The organism is Streptomyces rishiriensis (genome assembly GCF_003112535.1).
GTDB lineage: Bacteria > Actinomycetota > Actinomycetes > Streptomycetales > Streptomycetaceae > Streptomyces > Streptomyces rishiriensis.
In genome coordinates, this window is record NZ_BEWA01000007.1 from 149,162 (window position 1) to 164,996 (window position 15,835).

14 protein-coding genes are annotated in these 15,835 nt (G+C 71.7%); 8 read left to right on the forward strand and 6 right to left on the reverse strand.

All coding sequences use genetic code 11. From position 1 onward, the window contains the following. The first annotated feature begins 241 nt into the window (after nucleotides 1-241). Together Sri02f_RS13340 and Sri02f_RS13345 are read left to right on the forward strand one after the other, a co-directional pair. On the forward strand, nucleotides 242-658 hold the full coding sequence (locus tag Sri02f_RS13340) for an aggregation-promoting factor C-terminal-like domain-containing protein (RefSeq protein WP_109001369.1): 417 nt from the start codon (nucleotides 242-244) through the stop codon (nucleotides 656-658). A 191-nt stretch (nucleotides 659-849) separates the two neighbouring features. Beyond that, a complete protein-coding gene (locus tag Sri02f_RS13345) occupies nucleotides 850-1,578 on the forward strand; it encodes a YoaK family protein (protein WP_109001370.1) in 729 nt (242 codons plus the stop codon). A 36-nt stretch (nucleotides 1,579-1,614) separates the two neighbouring features. Here Sri02f_RS13345 and Sri02f_RS13350 read toward each other — a convergent pair whose 3' ends face one another. After that, entirely contained in the window at nucleotides 1,615-2,853 is a 1,239-nt protein-coding gene (locus tag Sri02f_RS13350) for a cytochrome P450 (protein WP_109001371.1), read from the reverse strand. Nucleotides 2,854-3,025: 172 nt separating this feature from the next. Here Sri02f_RS13350 and Sri02f_RS13355 point away from each other — a divergent pair, with 172 nt between their 5' ends. Both Sri02f_RS13355 and Sri02f_RS13360 read left to right on the forward strand, forming a co-directional pair. After that, entirely contained in the window at nucleotides 3,026-4,195 is a 1,170-nt protein-coding gene (locus Sri02f_RS13355; RefSeq protein WP_109001372.1) for a steroid 3-ketoacyl-CoA thiolase, read from the forward strand. Nucleotides 4,196-4,380: 185 nt separating this feature from the next. Beyond that, on the forward strand, nucleotides 4,381-5,508 hold the full coding sequence (locus tag Sri02f_RS13360; protein ID WP_109001373.1) for an acyltransferase family protein: 1,128 nt from the start codon (nucleotides 4,381-4,383) through the stop codon (nucleotides 5,506-5,508). Between the two features lie 106 nt (nucleotides 5,509-5,614). Here Sri02f_RS13360 and Sri02f_RS13365 read toward each other — a convergent pair whose 3' ends face one another. After that, nucleotides 5,615-7,672: a bifunctional glycosyltransferase 87/phosphatase PAP2 family protein gene (locus tag Sri02f_RS13365; protein ID WP_109001374.1), complete on the reverse strand. Its 2,058-nt coding sequence runs from the start codon at nucleotides 7,670-7,672 to the stop codon at nucleotides 5,615-5,617. A 396-nt stretch (nucleotides 7,673-8,068) separates the two neighbouring features. On the opposite strand from Sri02f_RS13365, the gene Sri02f_RS13370 reads away from it, so the two are divergent. Continuing rightward, nucleotides 8,069-9,247: a DUF2330 domain-containing protein gene (locus tag Sri02f_RS13370; protein WP_245970633.1), complete on the forward strand. Its 1,179-nt coding sequence runs from the start codon at nucleotides 8,069-8,071 to the stop codon at nucleotides 9,245-9,247. 171 nt (nucleotides 9,248-9,418) lie between these two features. Further along, nucleotides 9,419-10,090 carry an O-methyltransferase gene (locus Sri02f_RS13375; protein ID WP_109001376.1) on the forward strand — a complete coding sequence of 224 codons (672 nt, stop codon included), beginning with the start codon at nucleotides 9,419-9,421 and terminating at the stop codon, nucleotides 10,088-10,090. A 189-nt stretch (nucleotides 10,091-10,279) separates the two neighbouring features. On the opposite strand, the gene Sri02f_RS13380 is transcribed toward Sri02f_RS13375, so the two are convergent. Continuing rightward, nucleotides 10,280-10,666, reverse strand: coding sequence for a hypothetical protein (locus tag Sri02f_RS13380; RefSeq protein WP_109001377.1), 387 nt, complete (start codon nucleotides 10,664-10,666; stop codon nucleotides 10,280-10,282). A gap of 117 nt (nucleotides 10,667-10,783) precedes the next feature. On the opposite strand from Sri02f_RS13380, the gene Sri02f_RS13385 reads away from it, so the two are divergent. Next, on the forward strand, nucleotides 10,784-11,233 hold the full coding sequence (locus Sri02f_RS13385) for a DnaJ family domain-containing protein (RefSeq protein WP_109001378.1): 450 nt from the start codon (nucleotides 10,784-10,786) through the stop codon (nucleotides 11,231-11,233). Between the two features lie 51 nt (nucleotides 11,234-11,284). On the opposite strand, the gene Sri02f_RS43850 is transcribed toward Sri02f_RS13385, so the two are convergent. Continuing rightward, nucleotides 11,285-12,145, reverse strand: coding sequence for a hypothetical protein (locus tag Sri02f_RS43850; protein ID WP_307721035.1), 861 nt, complete (start codon nucleotides 12,143-12,145; stop codon nucleotides 11,285-11,287). A gap of 5 nt (nucleotides 12,146-12,150) precedes the next feature. Continuing rightward, nucleotides 12,151-12,876, reverse strand: coding sequence for a hypothetical protein (locus Sri02f_RS13395; protein ID WP_109001379.1), 726 nt, complete (start codon nucleotides 12,874-12,876; stop codon nucleotides 12,151-12,153). 262 nt (nucleotides 12,877-13,138) lie between these two features. Here Sri02f_RS13395 and Sri02f_RS13400 point away from each other — a divergent pair, with 262 nt between their 5' ends. Then, entirely contained in the window at nucleotides 13,139-13,630 is a 492-nt protein-coding gene (locus tag Sri02f_RS13400; protein WP_109001380.1) for a GNAT family N-acetyltransferase, read from the forward strand. Nucleotides 13,631-13,638: 8 nt separating this feature from the next. On the opposite strand, the gene Sri02f_RS13405 is transcribed toward Sri02f_RS13400, so the two are convergent. Next, nucleotides 13,639-15,684, reverse strand: coding sequence for an MDR family MFS transporter (locus Sri02f_RS13405; protein ID WP_109001381.1), 2,046 nt, complete (start codon nucleotides 15,682-15,684; stop codon nucleotides 13,639-13,641). Between the last annotated feature and the right edge of the window lie 151 nt (nucleotides 15,685-15,835).

A 15,835-nucleotide genomic window follows, 5' to 3' on the forward strand; every position in this document is an offset into this window, starting at 1 on the left:
GCATTGAGAGCCAGATCACACAGCCGACCTGCCCCCCAAGTACGGCCACAACTAGCAAAAGGGGTCTTTGCGGACAGCGCCGGATCCTGTTTCTCTGGATGACGTCGCAGGGCGCCGACGAGCCTCACGGCCTCGACGCCACGGCATGCAGCCACCCACCGCACCTCACGCGGAGCGGCCCACGCACCGCGTGACTCCGGCATGCAGGCGACCACAACGTCCCCGAAGGAAAAGGTTCTCCGTGTCCGTCTCCGTCATCCGTCGCATCGCTTCCCCGAAGAAGGCCCTCACCGGCATCGCCGTGGCCGCCGCCGCCGCGGGCATGGCGCTGTCCGCAGCCCCCGCCCACGCCGCGACGACCTCCTCCGCCTCCCAGGCCCAGGCGATCGCGCACAAGATGATCCCGAACGCGGCTCAGTACAAGGCCTTCTCCAACATCGTGAAGCACGAGAGCGGCTGGAACGTCAGCGCCACCAACGCCTCCTCCGGCGCCTACGGCCTCGTCCAGGCGCTGCCCGGCTCCAAGATGGCCTCGGCCGGTTCCGACTGGAAGAGCAACGCCAAGACCCAGATCAAGTGGGGTCTGGACTACATGAACTCCCGCTACGGCAGCCCGGTCGCCGCCTGGAACTTCTGGCAGGCGAACGGCTGGTACTGAGCCGGCCCGGAGCCCAGCGAGTTCCTCCCCCAAGGACGCGCGTTCAGCGCGCCGAAGGCGGCGGCCCCCGATCCCCGGGGCCGCCGCCTTCGGGGTTTTCCCCGCCCCGCCCTGCCGCACGGTCGGCGTTTTCCCGCGCCGCCCTGCCACACTGTCGGCGCTTCCCCGGCTCTTCGTGCTGCACTGAGCGGATGACCGGCACCGAGCACCCGACCGAGCCGACCGAGCCGCCGCGGGAGCCGCGGGCAGGGGGCCCGCACGACGCACGGGGCCTGCGTCTGGTCCCCGCCCTCCTCGCCCTGACCGCCCTCAGCGGCCTGATCGACGCGGTGACCTATCTCGGCCTGGGTCATGTGTTCACCGCCAACATGACCGGCAACGTCGTCGTCCTCGGCTTCGCCGCCGCCGGCGCCCCGGGCTTCTCGGTCCCGCACACGGTGGCCTCGATCGCCTGCTTCCTGGCGGGCGCCACGGCCGGCGGCCGGGTGACGCGGCACAGGGGCGCGCGCTCACGCCGCAGCCTGGCCCGGATGACACTGGGCGTCGAGGCTCTCCTGCTGGCCGGTGCCGCGGCCATGGCGGCCGCCACCGCGGACGACGCGCCGGCCACCGTCTACACGATCATCGCCCTGACCGCCTTCGCGATGGGACTGCGCAACGCGACGGTCCGCAAGCTGGCGGTCCGCGGCCTCACCACGACCACCGTCGTGACGATGACCCTGACCGGCCTGGCCGCCGACTCCTGGGCGGGCGACGGCACCCGCCCGCGATCCCCGCGCCGCACGGCGGCCGTGACCGCGATGTTCGCGGGCGCGGTCCTGGGCGCGTTCCTGGTGCTCCACCACGACCTGGCGCTTCCGCTGCTGCTGGCCGCCGCGACGTCGGCGGTCCTGGCGTTCACCGTGTCCGGCAGGGACTGACGCCGGACACCGGCTTCCTCTTCAACGTCACGCCCGTCACCCCGCGTCGACCCGCAGCTCCTTCACCCCGTTGATCCAGGCGGACCGCAGCCGGCGCGGATCCTCGACCAGGCGCAGGTCGGGCATGGCGTCGGCGAGGGCGTTGAAGATGAGGTTGATCTCCAGCACCGCCAGGGACTTGCCGAGACAGAAGTGCGGCCCGCCCCCGCCGAACCCGAGATGCGGATTGGGATCCCGGGTGACGTCGAACGCGTCGGGCCGGTCGAACACCTCGGGATCGCGGTTGGCGGAGGCGTAGAAGATCCCGACCCGGTCCCCCTTCCTGATCCGTTTGCCGCCGAGCTCGGTGTCCTGGGTGGCGGTCCGCTGGAAGGCGACGACGGGCGTGGCCCACCGCACGATCTCCTCGGCGGTCGTGGCGGGCCGCTCGCGCTTGTACAGCTCCCACTGCTCGGGGTGGGTGAGGAAGGCGTGCATGCCGTGCGTGGTGGCGTTGCGGGTCGTCTCGTTCCCGGCGACGGCGAGCATCAGCACGAAGAACCCGAACTCGTCGGAGTTGAGGTTGCCCTCGTTCTCGGCGGCCACGAGCGTGGAGACGATGTCCTGAGCGGGGCACTTCTTCCGCTCGGCGGCCATGTCCATGGCGTACGCGAGGATCTCGGCGGCGGACTGCTGGCCGACCTCGGCGGTGATGGCGTACTCGGGGTCGTCGTACGCGATCATCTTGTTGGACCAGTCGAAGATCTTGGCGCGGTCGTCCTGCGGCACGCCGATCAGCTCCGCGATGGCCTGCAGGGGCAGTTCCGAGGCGACGGACGTCACGAAGTCGAAGGAGCCGCCGCCCTGCTCGCGCGCCCGCGCGACGATCGCGGTGGCCCGCGCCCGCAACCGCTCCTCGAGCCCCCGGATCGCCCTCGGCGTGAACCCCCGCTGCACGATCTGCCGCACACGGGTGTGCTCGGGCGGATCCATGTTCAGCAGGATGAAGCGCTGGGCGTCGATCGAAGCGCGCTCGATGTGCTCGTTGAACCGGATGATCGCGGTGTTGAGGTAGGAGGAGAAGATCTCGGGGTGCGTGGACACGTATCTCACGTCCGCGTGCCGGGTCACGGCCCAGTAGCCCTCGTCCTGGAAGCCGGCGACATTGCCCGACTGGGGGATCCAGCGGACCGGTTCGGCCTGTCGCAACGCGGCGAACTCCGGCAGGGGCACATGGTGTTGCAGCAGGTCGGGGTCGGTGAAGTCGAACCCGTCGGGAAGCGCTGGACAGGGCATCGGCGGCTCCAGCCATCTGGCTACGCGATCTGACGGTTCATCAGAAACAGATTGCCGTGAAGGTAGTTCAGGACCCTCGAGGCTGCAAGACCCTTGCGGTGACGCACATCACGTCCGCAGACTGCATGCAGCAGAACTAGAACACGTACTAGTTCCGAAGGGATCCGCACCCATGGCCGCCGAACCCGTGATCGTGGAAGCAGTCCGCACCCCCGTCGGCAAGCGCGGCGGCGCGCTCGCCAACCTGCACCCCGCCTACCTCCTGGGCGAGACCTACCGCGAGCTCCTCGGCCGCACCGGCATCCCCGCCGACGCGGTCGAACAGATCGTCGGCGGCACGGTGACCCATGCCGGCGAACAGTCCATGAACCCCGCGAGGACGGCCTGGCTGACCGTGGGCCTCCCCTACGAGACGGCGGCGACGACGGTCGACTGCCAGTGCGGCTCGTCGCAGCAGGCCTCGCACATGACGGCCAACATGATCGCGGCGGGCGTGATCGACGTCGGCATCAGCTGCGGCGTCGAGGCGATGAGCCGTGTCCCGCTCGGCTCGGGCTCCAAGCACGGCCCGGGCAAGCCGTTCCCGGACGAGTGGAACGTGGACCTCCCCAACCAGTTCGAGGCGGCGGAACGGATCGCCCGCAAAAGGGAGTTGAGCCGGCAGGACGTCGACGCCCTCGGCCTCCTCTCCCAGACCCGGGCGGCGACGGCCTGGTCGGAGGAGCGCTTCAAGCGCGAGACGTTCGCGGTCCAGGTCCCCACGACGGAGGACGAGCAGGCGGCGGGCCAGGGCATGTGGCGGCTGGTCGACCGCGACGAGGGCCTGCGCGACACGTCCCCGGAAGCCCTGGCGGGCCTCAAGCCCGTGATGCCGACGGCGATCCACACGGCCGGCAACTCCTCGCAGATCAGCGACGGCGCGGCCGCGATCATGTGGGCGTCGAAGCGGATGGCCAAGGCCCTGAAGCTGAAGCCGAGGGCGAGGATCGTGGCCCAGGCCCTGGTGGGAGCCGACCCGCACTTCCACCTGGACGGTCCGGTCGACGCGACGAAGGCCGTCCTGGGCAAGGCGGGCATGACCCTCAAGGACATCGACCTCGTCGAGATCAACGAGGCGTTCGCGTCGGTGGTGCTGAGCTGGGCGAAGGTCTTCGAGACGGACCTCTCCAAGGTCAACGTCAACGGCGGCGCGATCGCCCTCGGCCACCCGGTCGGCGCGACGGGAGCCCGCCTGATCACGACGGCCCTGCACGAACTGGAGCGCACCGACAGGGAGTTCGCCCTGATCACCATGTGCGCGGGCGGCGCACTGGCGACGGGGACGATCATCCAACGGCTGTAGCCCAGCAAAGGAAGGCCGAGGAACGCGGCGGGCCCGACGGTGAGGGCCGGGCCCGCCGGGGGCTTGGGGTCGCGGACGGCGGTGGACGCGGTGAAAGCGATCGCTGAGGGCGCCGGTCGCGGGCGGGATCCGGGGCCGTCGCCCGCGGTGCTAGTCTCGCGCCTTTCGACCATGAAGGATCGGCCTTGCCCTCCGTACCCGCCTCCGGCCGTGACCGGTTGCCCTCGCTCACCGGCCTTCGGTTCTGGGCGGCCCTGCTCGTCGTGCTGTATCACCTCTCGCGGCAGGTGGGGACCGTGCCGGGGGTCAGTGACGCCGTGTGGTACGGGCGCAGTGGCGTCACGTTCTTCTTCGTGTTGTCGGGGGTCGTGCTGGCCTGGACCTATGACGGCGCGGGCGTCGCCGTCCGGGTGTTCCTCTGGCGGCGCTTCGCGCGGATCTGGCCCCTGCTCGCCGTCAGCGTCGGGGCGTCCGTCGCGGTGTGGTGGGTCCTCATGGACCAGGCTGTCTCCCTGAGGGCCGTCGCCGCGACTCTGCTGCTGGTGCACGCGTGGTTCCCGCAGCCCGTCATCTTCAAGGGAGGGAACCCGGCCGCCTGGTCGCTCAGCGACGAAGGCTGGTTCTATCTGGTCTTTCCCGTGCTGCTGGCGATGCTCGCGGGGCGGCGGCCCAGGACGTGGGCGTGGACGGCGGTCGGAGTCGGCTGCGGCGCGCTGCTGCTGTGGGTCGGGCTGTCCGGGCTGCCGTCCGCCACCCGCACCTGGGCGCTCGACTACCTGCCGCTGACCCGTTCGCTCCAGTTCGTGCTGGGCGTGGTGACCGGGCTGGGGCTCAAACGCGGTTGGCGGCCTCCCATGTCGCTGCCGCTGTCCGTCGGACTCGTCGTCGCCTGGCATCTGGCGCTGATTCCGTGGTCGAACGCGGTGCCGGACTCTGTCTGGTACAGCCCCTATTCCGCCTCGCAGTTGCTCTCCGCGCCGCTCTTCGCGGCTCTGATCGCCGCCGCCGCCCGCGCCGACCTCGACGGCCGGCGGACCGCACTGGGCGGAACCTGGATGATCAGGCTGGGGCACTGGTCGTTCGCCTGGTACCTGCTGCACGAGATCGTGATCCGGGTGGCGGTGTTCGAGTGGGGCAAGCCCGCGCCCGGGGGTGAGACGCTCGTGTTCTGGGCGGGGGTGCTGGTCGTCAGCCAGGCCTTCGCCGGCCTCGCGTACCACTGCGTCGAGCATCCGGCCGAGCGGCGGCTGCGAGGCCTGGTGGTCGCCCCCTCGAAGGACGCCTCAGCGCGGCGAAGCCGGACGCCCGCCTGAGCGGGCGCGGTGACGGGCGACCGTTCACAGGAGAGCGACGTCCAGCTTCATTCGCTTCGTTCACTTCGTTCGCTTCGTTCAGTGCCGAACTGCACGCCGGGAAAGGTCAGTTCGCTGCCAAGTTCTTCTCCCGTGCCTCGGACGGTTCCGTCGTCTTCAGCGTCACCGTCCGGGTGGCGGCCCGTGCCCTCGGGCCCATCAGGACGTACGACAGCCCGAAGCCCGCGCACACCACCGCCGCGCCGCCGGCCGCGTCCAGGACCCAGTGGTTGCCGGTGGCCACGATGGCCGAGACCGTGAAGAGGGGGTGCAGCAGGCCCAGGCACTTCGTCCACCGGCTGCGCGCGACGATCGCGATGACCAGGCCGCACCACAGTGCCCAGCCGAAGTGCAGGGACGGCATCGCCGCGTACTGGTTGGTCAGCGAGGTGAGGGTGCCGTAGTCCGGCTTGGAGAAGTCCTGGACTCCGTGGACGGTGTCGATGACGCCCAGGTCCGGCATCAGTCGCGGCGGGGCCAGCGGGTAGAGCCAGAAGCCGACCAGGGCGAGCAGGGTGGCGAAGCCCAGGGACGAGCGGGCCCAGCGGTAGTCGACCGGGCGGCGCCAGTACAGGACGCCGAGGATGGTCAGCGGGACCACGAAGTGGAGGGAGCCGTAGTAGAAGTCGAAGAAGTTCCGCAGCCAGGTGACCCCGACCACCCAGTGGTTGACGGTGCGTTCGACGTCGATGTGCAGGAGGCGTTCGAGGCCGAGGACGTCACGGCCGTGGGCCTCCGCCCGGAGCCGTCCACCGGAGTTGGTGCCGCCCGTCGCCGCCAGCCGCACCTGCTGGTACGCCGCGTACGTCACGCGCAGCAGCAGCAGCTCCAGCAGCAGGTTCGGGCGGGTCAGGACGCGCTTGAGGAACGGCAGGAGCGGCACGTGCTTCCAGCGCGCCGGGACCGGTGCGGCGCACTCGGCCGGGATCGGCGTCCGGTAGTGGGGGGAGGTCCGCGGGAGGAACGGGACGACGGTCGCCGCGGCGATCGCGAGGAACAGCACCGCGTTGTCGCGCAGCGGGTAGAGGAACTCCATGTGCGGCAGCATCATCGTGGCCGGGAGGGCCGTCACCAGGATGACGGCCACCGGCCACACGTAGCGGTCGGACGCGCGCCTGCCGACCCGGCCGACGACGGTCGGCAGGACCCACAGCAGCTGGTGCTGCCAGGTCGTGGGCGAGACGACGATCGCCGCGCAGCCGGTCAGGGCGACCGCGAGCAGCAGCTGGCCGTCCCGGGCGTAACAGGCCGCCCGGCGGACGCCGATGACGGCGACGGCCGCGCCCAGCGACAGGAACAGGCCGATCTCCAGCGGGCCGGACAGCCCCAGGCGCAGGAGAGCGCCGTGCAGGGACTGGTTGGCGAGGGCGTCGGCCTCGCCGCCGAGCCCGGCGCCCGCCAGGTGGTGCACCCAGTAGGTGTACGAGTCGTGCGGCATCGCCGCCCAGGCGAGCGCCGTGCCGCCGGCGAAGGTGGCGCCGGCCGCCACCGCGGTCCGGCGGCGGCCGGTCATCCACAGCAGGACGGCGAAGAGGAGCGCCGTCGGCTGGAGGGCTGCGGCCACCCCGATCAGGGCGCCGGCGGCCCGTCGGCCCCGTACGGCGAAGCAGCCGAGGAGGACGAGGAGGACGGGGACGATGCTGGTCTGGCCGAGCCAGAAGGTGTTGCGCACCGGCAGCGAGAGCATCAGCAGGCTGCTCGCGACGGGCGCGGCCAGCAGAGACGTCCGTCTGCTGACCGGCTGCGGCAGGGCACGGGCCAGGACCACGGCGAGCGCGGCCACCAGCAGCAGGGTGCCGAAGGTCCAGCCCCAGCCGAGGGCCTGTTCGGCTGCCCGGGTGAAGGGCTTGAGGACCAGCCCGGCGAAGGGCGTGCCGGTGAACCGGGTCGATGCGTAGAGCGAACCGTTGACGTGCAGCACGCCGTCGGGTCCGACCCAGGTCTCCAGGTCCGTCAGCCGTTCCGCGCGCGGGGTGCCGAGGACGCCGGCCACCTGGCGCACGGCGAGGAGCGCCGCCATGAGCCAGAGGCCGAGGCGGGTCGCTCGCAGGCGCGCTCTCGTCGTGTCGACGGCCGTCTCCCCCAAGGTTCCCGCCGCCCGCCCGCTGTGCTCCGCATTCGCCACGCCTCGTCGGCCTCCGCCCCGTTCGTGCCACGCGTTTCCCGCGCCGGGTCTTGTGAACGCACCCGTCGATGCGGTCCGGCGCCGTCCCCTGACACAGACGCAGGTCATTCGTGCATTACCTGACGTCTGCCCTGCTATGCCCGGAAGACAATAGTCCGCACGGGGACGGCCCGCTTCCACGAAGGGGCGGGATCTGGATAGCGGCGCGAACGGAATCCGCCCCTGCGCCGTACCGTCTTTCGCACCATGTGTGCAGTGGGGCGTACGGAGAGTGCGCGAGACCGACTGGAGGGGACACCGGGCATGGTCTGTTTCCCACGGGAGCGGCGAGCGCGCCGGGAGCGGCTGCGCGCCCGGTTCACGGCCGTGCTGCTGACCCTGCTGACGCTGCTGGCGATGCAGCTCGGCTCGCTCGTCTCCCCTGCCTACGCCTGCGGGTGCTGCGCGCTGCTTCCGGGCGATCAGCGGCAGATCGCGGTCGGCCGGCAGGTCTCCGTCGTGCGCTGGGACGGCGTGCGGGAGCAGGTCGTGACGAGCCTGACGGTCGACGGGGACGCCGAGCGGGCCGCCTGGATCATGCCCGTGCCGCATCGGGCGACGGTACGGCTCGGCGACCCGGAGCTGTTCGGCCAACTCGCCGCGGTGACGGCCCCCGTGCACCGCACCCGGCACCACTTCTGGCCGCAGGACGGCGACTGGCCGCTGACCACCGGCGGCGACGCGAACGCCCCGACGCCGCCCGGAATGTGGCCCGGCCGGGTGGGCGTGGTGGGCCGCGAGCGGCTGGGCCCGTTCGACGTGGCCCGGCTCGCCACCACCGATCCGGCGGACCTGGACCGCTGGCTGCGCGCCAACGGCTTCCCCCCGCCGGCAGGCCTGGCGAGCGCCCTGCGCCCCTACGCCGACCTGCGTTGGGAGTATGTGGCGGTCCGGCTCGCCCCCGAGAGAGCAGGCGCCGCGCTGCGTGGCCGGCTCGACCCGCTGTCGGTCTCCTTCGCCGCCGACAGGGTCGTCTATCCGATGCGGTTGTCCCGGTCGGCGGCCGCGCCGCAGTCGCTGGGCCTGTACGTCCTCGCCGCCCACCGTATGGAACCGGCCTCCCGGATCGGCGGCGAGCGTCCCCGGGTGACGTTCGCCGGGCGGCTCGGCACGACGACGGGGCCGTTGGGCGAGTTGTCGAAGGGCACGCCGTTCCTGACGGCGGTGGCCCAGGAGTTCCCGCACCCCTCGGAGATCACCGGGGACCACGAGCTGCGCCGTGCGGCCGCGGACACCGCGTTCCGGCAGGTCGTCTACGAGGACCGGCTGCTCGTGACGGCCGGGATCCCGATGTGGCTGCTGATGCTCTTCGGCGCGCTGGTCGTCGTGAACACGGTGGCGGTCGTCCTGGGCGTGCGTTGGGGGCGGGCCCGCCGGGCGGACCTGCCGACCGCGAACGCTCCGGGGGCCGGAGCCGTGACCGCGGGGGCTCCCCCTCGGCCCGCGACGCCTCCGAAACCGCCCTTCGCGCCGAAGCCGGCCCCACCGTCGGCGCACTTTTCCGAATCCGTCGCACCCTCTGGGCCGAACGGCTGAATTCCGCCCCCGGAGACGGTCCGGTACGGCCGGGAGGAACTCGTGTGCCGCACATGCCGTTGACGTGACTAGTTAGCATTCCTAACTAGAGACTCCGACAGGGATGCCGGGAACGACCGGAACGAGCACATCGACCACGGCAAGCACGACAGGACACGAGAGGCAGAACGCATGAGCGAGTCGCAGGCGTGGGACGCCGTCGACGCCTACTTCACCGACCGCCTGGCCCCGGACGACGAGATCACGGCCGCCGCTCTGCGCGAGAGCGACGCCGCCGGCCTGCCGCCGATCAGCGTCACCGCGAACCAGGGCAAGCTGCTGCAACTGCTCGCCGAGATCCAGGGGGCCCGGTCGATCCTGGAGATCGGCACGCTCGGCGGATACAGCACGATCTGGCTGGCCCGCGCGCTGCCGGCCGACGGCCGGCTGGTCTCGCTGGAGTACGACCCCCTGCACGCGGAGGTCGCCACCCGCAACATCGCCCGCGCGGGTCTCGACAAACTGGTCGAGGTACGGGTCGGCGCGGCCCTGGAGTCGCTGCCGCTGCTGGCCGACGAGAACCCGCCCCCGTTCGACCTCGTCTTCATCGACGCCGACAAGGCCAACAACGCCTCCTACGTGGAGTGGGCGCTGAGGCTCACGAGCGCGGGCAGTCTGATCGTCCTCGACAACGTCGTACGCGGCGGCCGGGTGGTGGACGCGGACAACGACGCGCAGGACGTGCTCGGCACCCGCGCCGCGATCGAGCTGATCGGCACGCACCCGAGACTGAGCGGCACCGCGATCCAGACGGTGGGGACCAAGGGCTACGACGGTTTCGCGCTGGCGCGCGTCCTGGCGTAGCCCCGCGTCCTGGCGTAGCCCCGCGAGTAGGACAGACCGGTCTGACCGGTCAGACCGGTCTGTCCTACTCGCGGGCCTCATGGGCGCTCAAGCCGGGCGCACGCTCAGGCTCGCCGCGCGCTCAAGCCGGGTGCGCGCTCAGGCCGGGTGCGCGCTCAGGCCGGGTGCGCGCTCAGGCCGGGTGCGCGCTCAGGCCTCGTGATAGAAGCCCACGTTGACGCTGCGCGGCCCGGTGCGGTCGTACACGATGATCTCGCCGGAGCCCGCCAGCGGCAGGGTCCCGCCGTACACGAGGGACTGGGTGTACTGCCCGATGACCAGCCGCACCTCGGAGGACGGCTCGTCCTGCGAGCCGCGCAGCCACGAGACCTGCCAGGCGCCGTCGGGCCCGCACAGGAACTCCAGGTGCACGCGCGAGACGAACAGCCAGTCCTCGGGGGTGGCGAGGCGGCACACGGACTTGTCCCTGCCCACCCGCAGCACGGCGCCCGGGTCGCTGGGCGAGTCGGCCATGAGCATGCCGGCCGTGGCGCCCTCTTCCGTCCCGGAGACGGTGGCCATGGTCAGTTCGAGCACGTGCGCTCCCCTTGAGAATTCTTTGACATGCCTGTCGGCGTCCTGGGTCCCGAATGTGTTGGTGCAGCCGCCGCATGATAAATCGCCCGGGCACATCGCGTCCGGCACAATGGACGCATGACCGAGCGAAAGCCACCGGGCGTTCCGTTCGAATCCTGGGTCGACAAGCAGATCCGGGACGCGGAGCGGCGCGGTGAGTTCGATCAACTGTCCGGCGTGGGCAAGCCGTTGCCCGCGGACATCGAAGCGCCTTACGACGAACTGTGGTGGATCAGGCGCAAGATGGCCCGTGAGGGTCTGTCCGTCCTGCCGCCGACCCTCGCCCTGCGCAAAGAGGCGGAGGACGCGCTCGCGGCTGCGTACGCGGCGCCTTCGGAACGCATCGTCCGGAAGATCATCACGGACGTCAACGTCAAGCTGCGCGACATGATGTTCAAGCCGCCGCCCGGGCCCCCGCTGGGCATGAAACCGTACGACGTGGAAGCGGTCGTACAGGAGTGGCGGGAGCGCCGGGCGGCGGCTGGGGGGAGGGCGGCCGGCGAGGGGACCGGGCGGGCCGACCCGTGAGGGGTGCGTCCGGCCGGGGAACCGGCCTGCCGGAAGGCTTCAGAGGTGCATTCAGAGGTGCAGGAGCCGCTCCGTCAGTTCGCGGTAGTCCCGCAGGGCCAGGCGGAGTTGCTCGGTGTCGACGGCGGTCGCGGCCGACGCGGCCCGGTCCTTCCCGCCCTCCGGCTGGTGCCAGGACCCTCGCAGGGTGCGGCGACGCCGGTCCACTGCGTCGGTGAGGCGTGCGGCGAGTTCCTCCAGCACCTCGTCCGCCTCCGCAACGGCGTCCCGGGGCCCGTCGACGAACCCGACGACCGCGTGCCGCATACGAGCGGAGATCCGGTCGCACTCGTCCTCCGGGAAGAGGGACGCGCCGCCGTGCTCGCCGGACGCCGATGGCGGCGTCGAGGCGTGGGCTTCGCGTTCGACGGGGGCGCTGGAAGGCGCGGAAGCGGTGGCGGACGACGGGCCGGCGGTGGGGGCGGTGATCGGGGGGACCGGAGCCCCGGAGGCTGAAGTGCCTCCCGTCCCACGGCCCTTGGCACCCACCGCACCCGTGCCCGCGTCCGCACCCGTGCCCGTGCCCGCATTCGTGCCCGTGCCCGCATTCGTGCCCGTGCCCGCGTTCGTGACCGTCTCGGGGGTGAGCGGCGTGGGCTTCACGCCCGTCGGGCCCGCGGCGCCCACCGTGCCTGCGGTGCCTGCGGTGCCTGCGGTGCCTGCGGTGCCTGCGGTGGTGTCCCTGCGCGTCGCCGCGCCGGGCTCGGCGGCCGTGCCGTCGCCGCGGTGATCGGTCGACGACCGGTCCTTGCCGATCGGCAGGACGACCTCTCCGGGCAGGATGGCCCGGCCCGGCCGCGCGGCCTTGGCGCGGTCGTCGGTCGGGCGGCGGTCGTCCCCGCTCGTGCCCCTGTCAGGTGTCAGGTCCGACATGACGGTCAGCCCTCCTTCGTCTGGTGACGGTGGAAGCCCAGCTGCGGGCGGTGGCCGGAACGGTCCCGGGTCGCCGGCTCCTGGGCGCGATGGCGGTCGGAGCCGCGGCCGGACGGAGCGGTCAGCTCGTCGAAGAGGGCGCGCGCCTCCACCAGGGCGGACCGCATGTCCTCCGTGTCGGGGGCGCCGCCGTCCAGCCCGGCGGCACGGCCCTCGTCCGTTCCGTGCGGGTCGGAAGCGCCCGCGTGCCGCGTGCCGAAGCCGCCGGCCGCGGTCTGGGCGACGCGGTGGACGCGCCGGTAGCCGTGAACGTGGTTCGCGTGGTGGACGGAGAGCGCGGCGACCTGCTCCTCGTACTGGTCGCCGGCCGGGAAGCCGCGGGCGCCGGCCACCTCGGCGAGCAGTCGGTCCGCCTCGGCGACCGCCTCGCGGGGCGAGTCGACGAACCGCTCCTGCGCGGCCGTCCAGCGGGCCTCGAACCGCTCGCGCTCGGCGGGCTCCAGCGGCCGCTCGCGCAGTCCGCCGTGCCGCTCGACGAGAGCGTCGAGTTCGCGCTCGGCGGCCTTGACGTCTCCGTCATGGCGGGCCACGGCACGGTCGTACTCGGGCCCGAAGCGGCGCTTCAGACCGTGGCCGCCCTGCGAGCCGCGGGCCCTCACGGCCAGGACGGCCGCGACGGCGACGATGGCCGCCACGACCACGACCAGAGCGATGATCACTCCTGTGGACATGCCTTGCCTTCCGGTGTGTCGGCCCCACGGGCCGGTTCCTCTGTCGGGTTGCCCGGACCGCATCGCATAAACGGCGGGCGCGACGGCCCGTCAGAAGGCCCGCGGCCGGGAGACCGGGTGGCGAGCCGGCCGGACGGCTGGGGCTGCCCGGTCATCCGGTTGCTCGGTTATTCCGGTTGCCCGGTCATACGGTTGCTCGGTTATTCCGGTTGCCCGGTCATCCGGTTGCGAGCCGGGCGGGCCGTCGCCGCAGAATCAGCGGATGACCTGGAACATCGCCCCGGAGCCCTTCGACTCCCCTGTCGCCGCAGCGCTCTGGCGGGCCTACTACACCGAAGTCAGCGACCGCTGGTATCTGCTCCACGAAGGGCGCCGGACCGACCCGGATGAGCTGGAGCGGGAGATCGCGGCCCAGCGCTGGGACGAACTCGCGCCGCCCCGGGGGCAGTTGCTCGTGGGACGGTACGACGGTGAGCCGGGCGGCTGCGCGGGCGTACGGCTGCTGTCCGCCGGGACCGCCGAACTGAAGCGGGTGTTCGTGCGGGAGGAGCTGCGCGGCAAGGGCGGCGCGGCCCTCCTGGTACGGGCCGCCGAGGACGCCGCCCGTGCGCTCGGCGCCACGCGGCTGGTCCTGGACACCCGCGGCGACCTGGTCGAGGCCCGTGCCCTGTACGCCCGGCTCGGCTATGCGGAGACCGACGCGCACAACGACGAACCGTACGCCGACCACTGGTTCCGCAAGGACCTCGGCTGACGGCAGGCTCAGGGAAGCCGGTGGTCGGGCAGCACCCGCCCGCCGTACGGCTGCTCCCGCTCCGAGCCGCACAGCTCGGCGTTGAGCTCCTTGACCAGATGGACCAGGTCGGTGGGCCGGTCCGGGCCCCACCAGTCGCCGAGCAGCTCGGTGAGCGACTCCTCGCGGGCCTCGCCGAGCCGCTCGGCGACCTCACGGCCCTCGTCGGTCAGCACCATGCCGAGTCCCTCGCGCACGGCGAGCCGGCGCTCCTCGACCTGCCGCGCCGCATCGGTGATCGCCGGCAGCGGGACGGTGCTGCGCTCGGCCAGCATCGACGGCTCGACGCTGCCGTACCGCTTGATGCGCAGCAGCAGCCAGCTCGCGGCCGGCAGGAGGTCGTAGCCGGCCCTCGTGGTGATCTTCCGGTAGATCTCGCGGCGGCCCTCGTGGGTGCCGAGCACCGACAGCGCCCGGCACACCTCGTCGTACGAGGAGCGCTCCACGGGATTGCTGGCGAGGGTCTCGGTCACGTCGGGCGCGGTGACCGAGCCGCGCAGCGGATCCTCCCGCAGGAACCACGCCAGGACGAAGCCCAGGAGCGCGACCGGCGCCGCGTACAGGAAGACGTCGGTGATGGACGAGGCGTACGCGTGCAGGGCGCGCGGGCGCAGGTCGGACGGCAGAGAGCCGATGCCCCGCGGGTCGGACTCCAGCGCGCCGGCCGAGACTCCGGGCGGGAGCCGGACGCCACGGAAGGCGTCCGTGAGCTTGTCGCCGAGACGGCTCGCGAAGACGGCGCCGAAGATGGCGACGCCGAAGGAGGCCCCGATGGAGCGGAAGAACGTCGCGCCCGAGGTGGCGACGCCGAGGTCCTCGTACGCGACGGCGTTCTGCACGATCAGCACCAGCACCTGCATGACCAGGCCGAGGCCGAGGCCGAAGACGAAGAAGCAGAGGCTCATCTCGGCGGTGGAGCTGTGCTCGTCGAGCCGGTGCAGGAGGAGCAGGCCGACGGTGGTGACGGCGGTGCCGGTGATGGGGAACACCTTCCAGCGGCCGGTGCGGCTGACGATCTGCCCGGAGGCCGTGGACGACAGCAGCATGCCCGCCACCATGGGCAGCATGTGCACGCCGGACATGGTCGGCGAGACGCCCTGCACCACCTGGAGGAAGGTCGGCAGGTAGGTCATCGCGCCGAACATCGCGAAGCCGACGATGAAGCTGATGACGGCGGAGAGCGTGAAGGTGCGGATGCCGAACAGCTCGAGCGGGAGGACCGGTTCGGCCGCCCGCCGTTCGACGGCGACGAACGCCACGGCGAGCAGCACCCCAAGGGCCGCCAGGCCGACGATCTGCGGCGAGCCCCAGTCCCAGGTGGTGCCGCCGAGGGAGGCGACCAGCACGAGACAGGTGGCGACGGAGGCGATGAGGAAGGTGCCGAGATAGTCGATGACGTGCCTGGTCGACCTGCGCGGGATGTGGAGCACCGCCGCGATGACGACGAGCGCGACGACGCCGACGGGCAGGTTGACGTAGAACACCCAGCGCCAGCTGAGGTGTTCGGTGAACAGGCCGCCCAGCAGCGGGCCGAGGACGCTGGTGGCGCCGAAGACCGCGCCGAACAGGCCCTGGTAGCGGCCGCGGTCGCGCGGCGGGACGATGTCGCCGACGATCGCCATCGACAGCACCATCAAGCCACCGCCGCCCATACCCTGGACGGCCCGGAAGGCGATCAACTGGGGCATGTTCTGCGCCATTCCGCACAGCGCCGAACCGACGAGGAAGATGACGATCGCGATCTGGAACAGCCTCTTGCGCCCGTACTGGTCACCCAGTTTGCCCCACAGCGGGGTCGCGGCCGTCGACGCCAGCAGGTAGGCGGTGACCACCCACGACAGATGCTCCAGCCCACCGAGGTCGCTGACGATCGTCGGCAGCGCGGTCGACACGATCGTCTGGTCGAGGGCGGCGAGGAGCATGCCGAGCAGCAGGGCGCCGATCGAGACGAGGACGTTTCCGGACACGTGTTCCTGACGTGGATCCGCCGTCCTGCTGTGCGCGTCCAAGGCCATGGATGCCTCCTGGGGCTCTGGTGACCCTTTCCATCGTGATCGGTGTGACCCGTTATGGCCTCTTGTGGTGCCCCCAGATCTTGACGGAATACGACATTCCGGGGGCCGCAGGTGATCGCCTGTGGAAAGGATCTGCATAATCTCTGGAGTT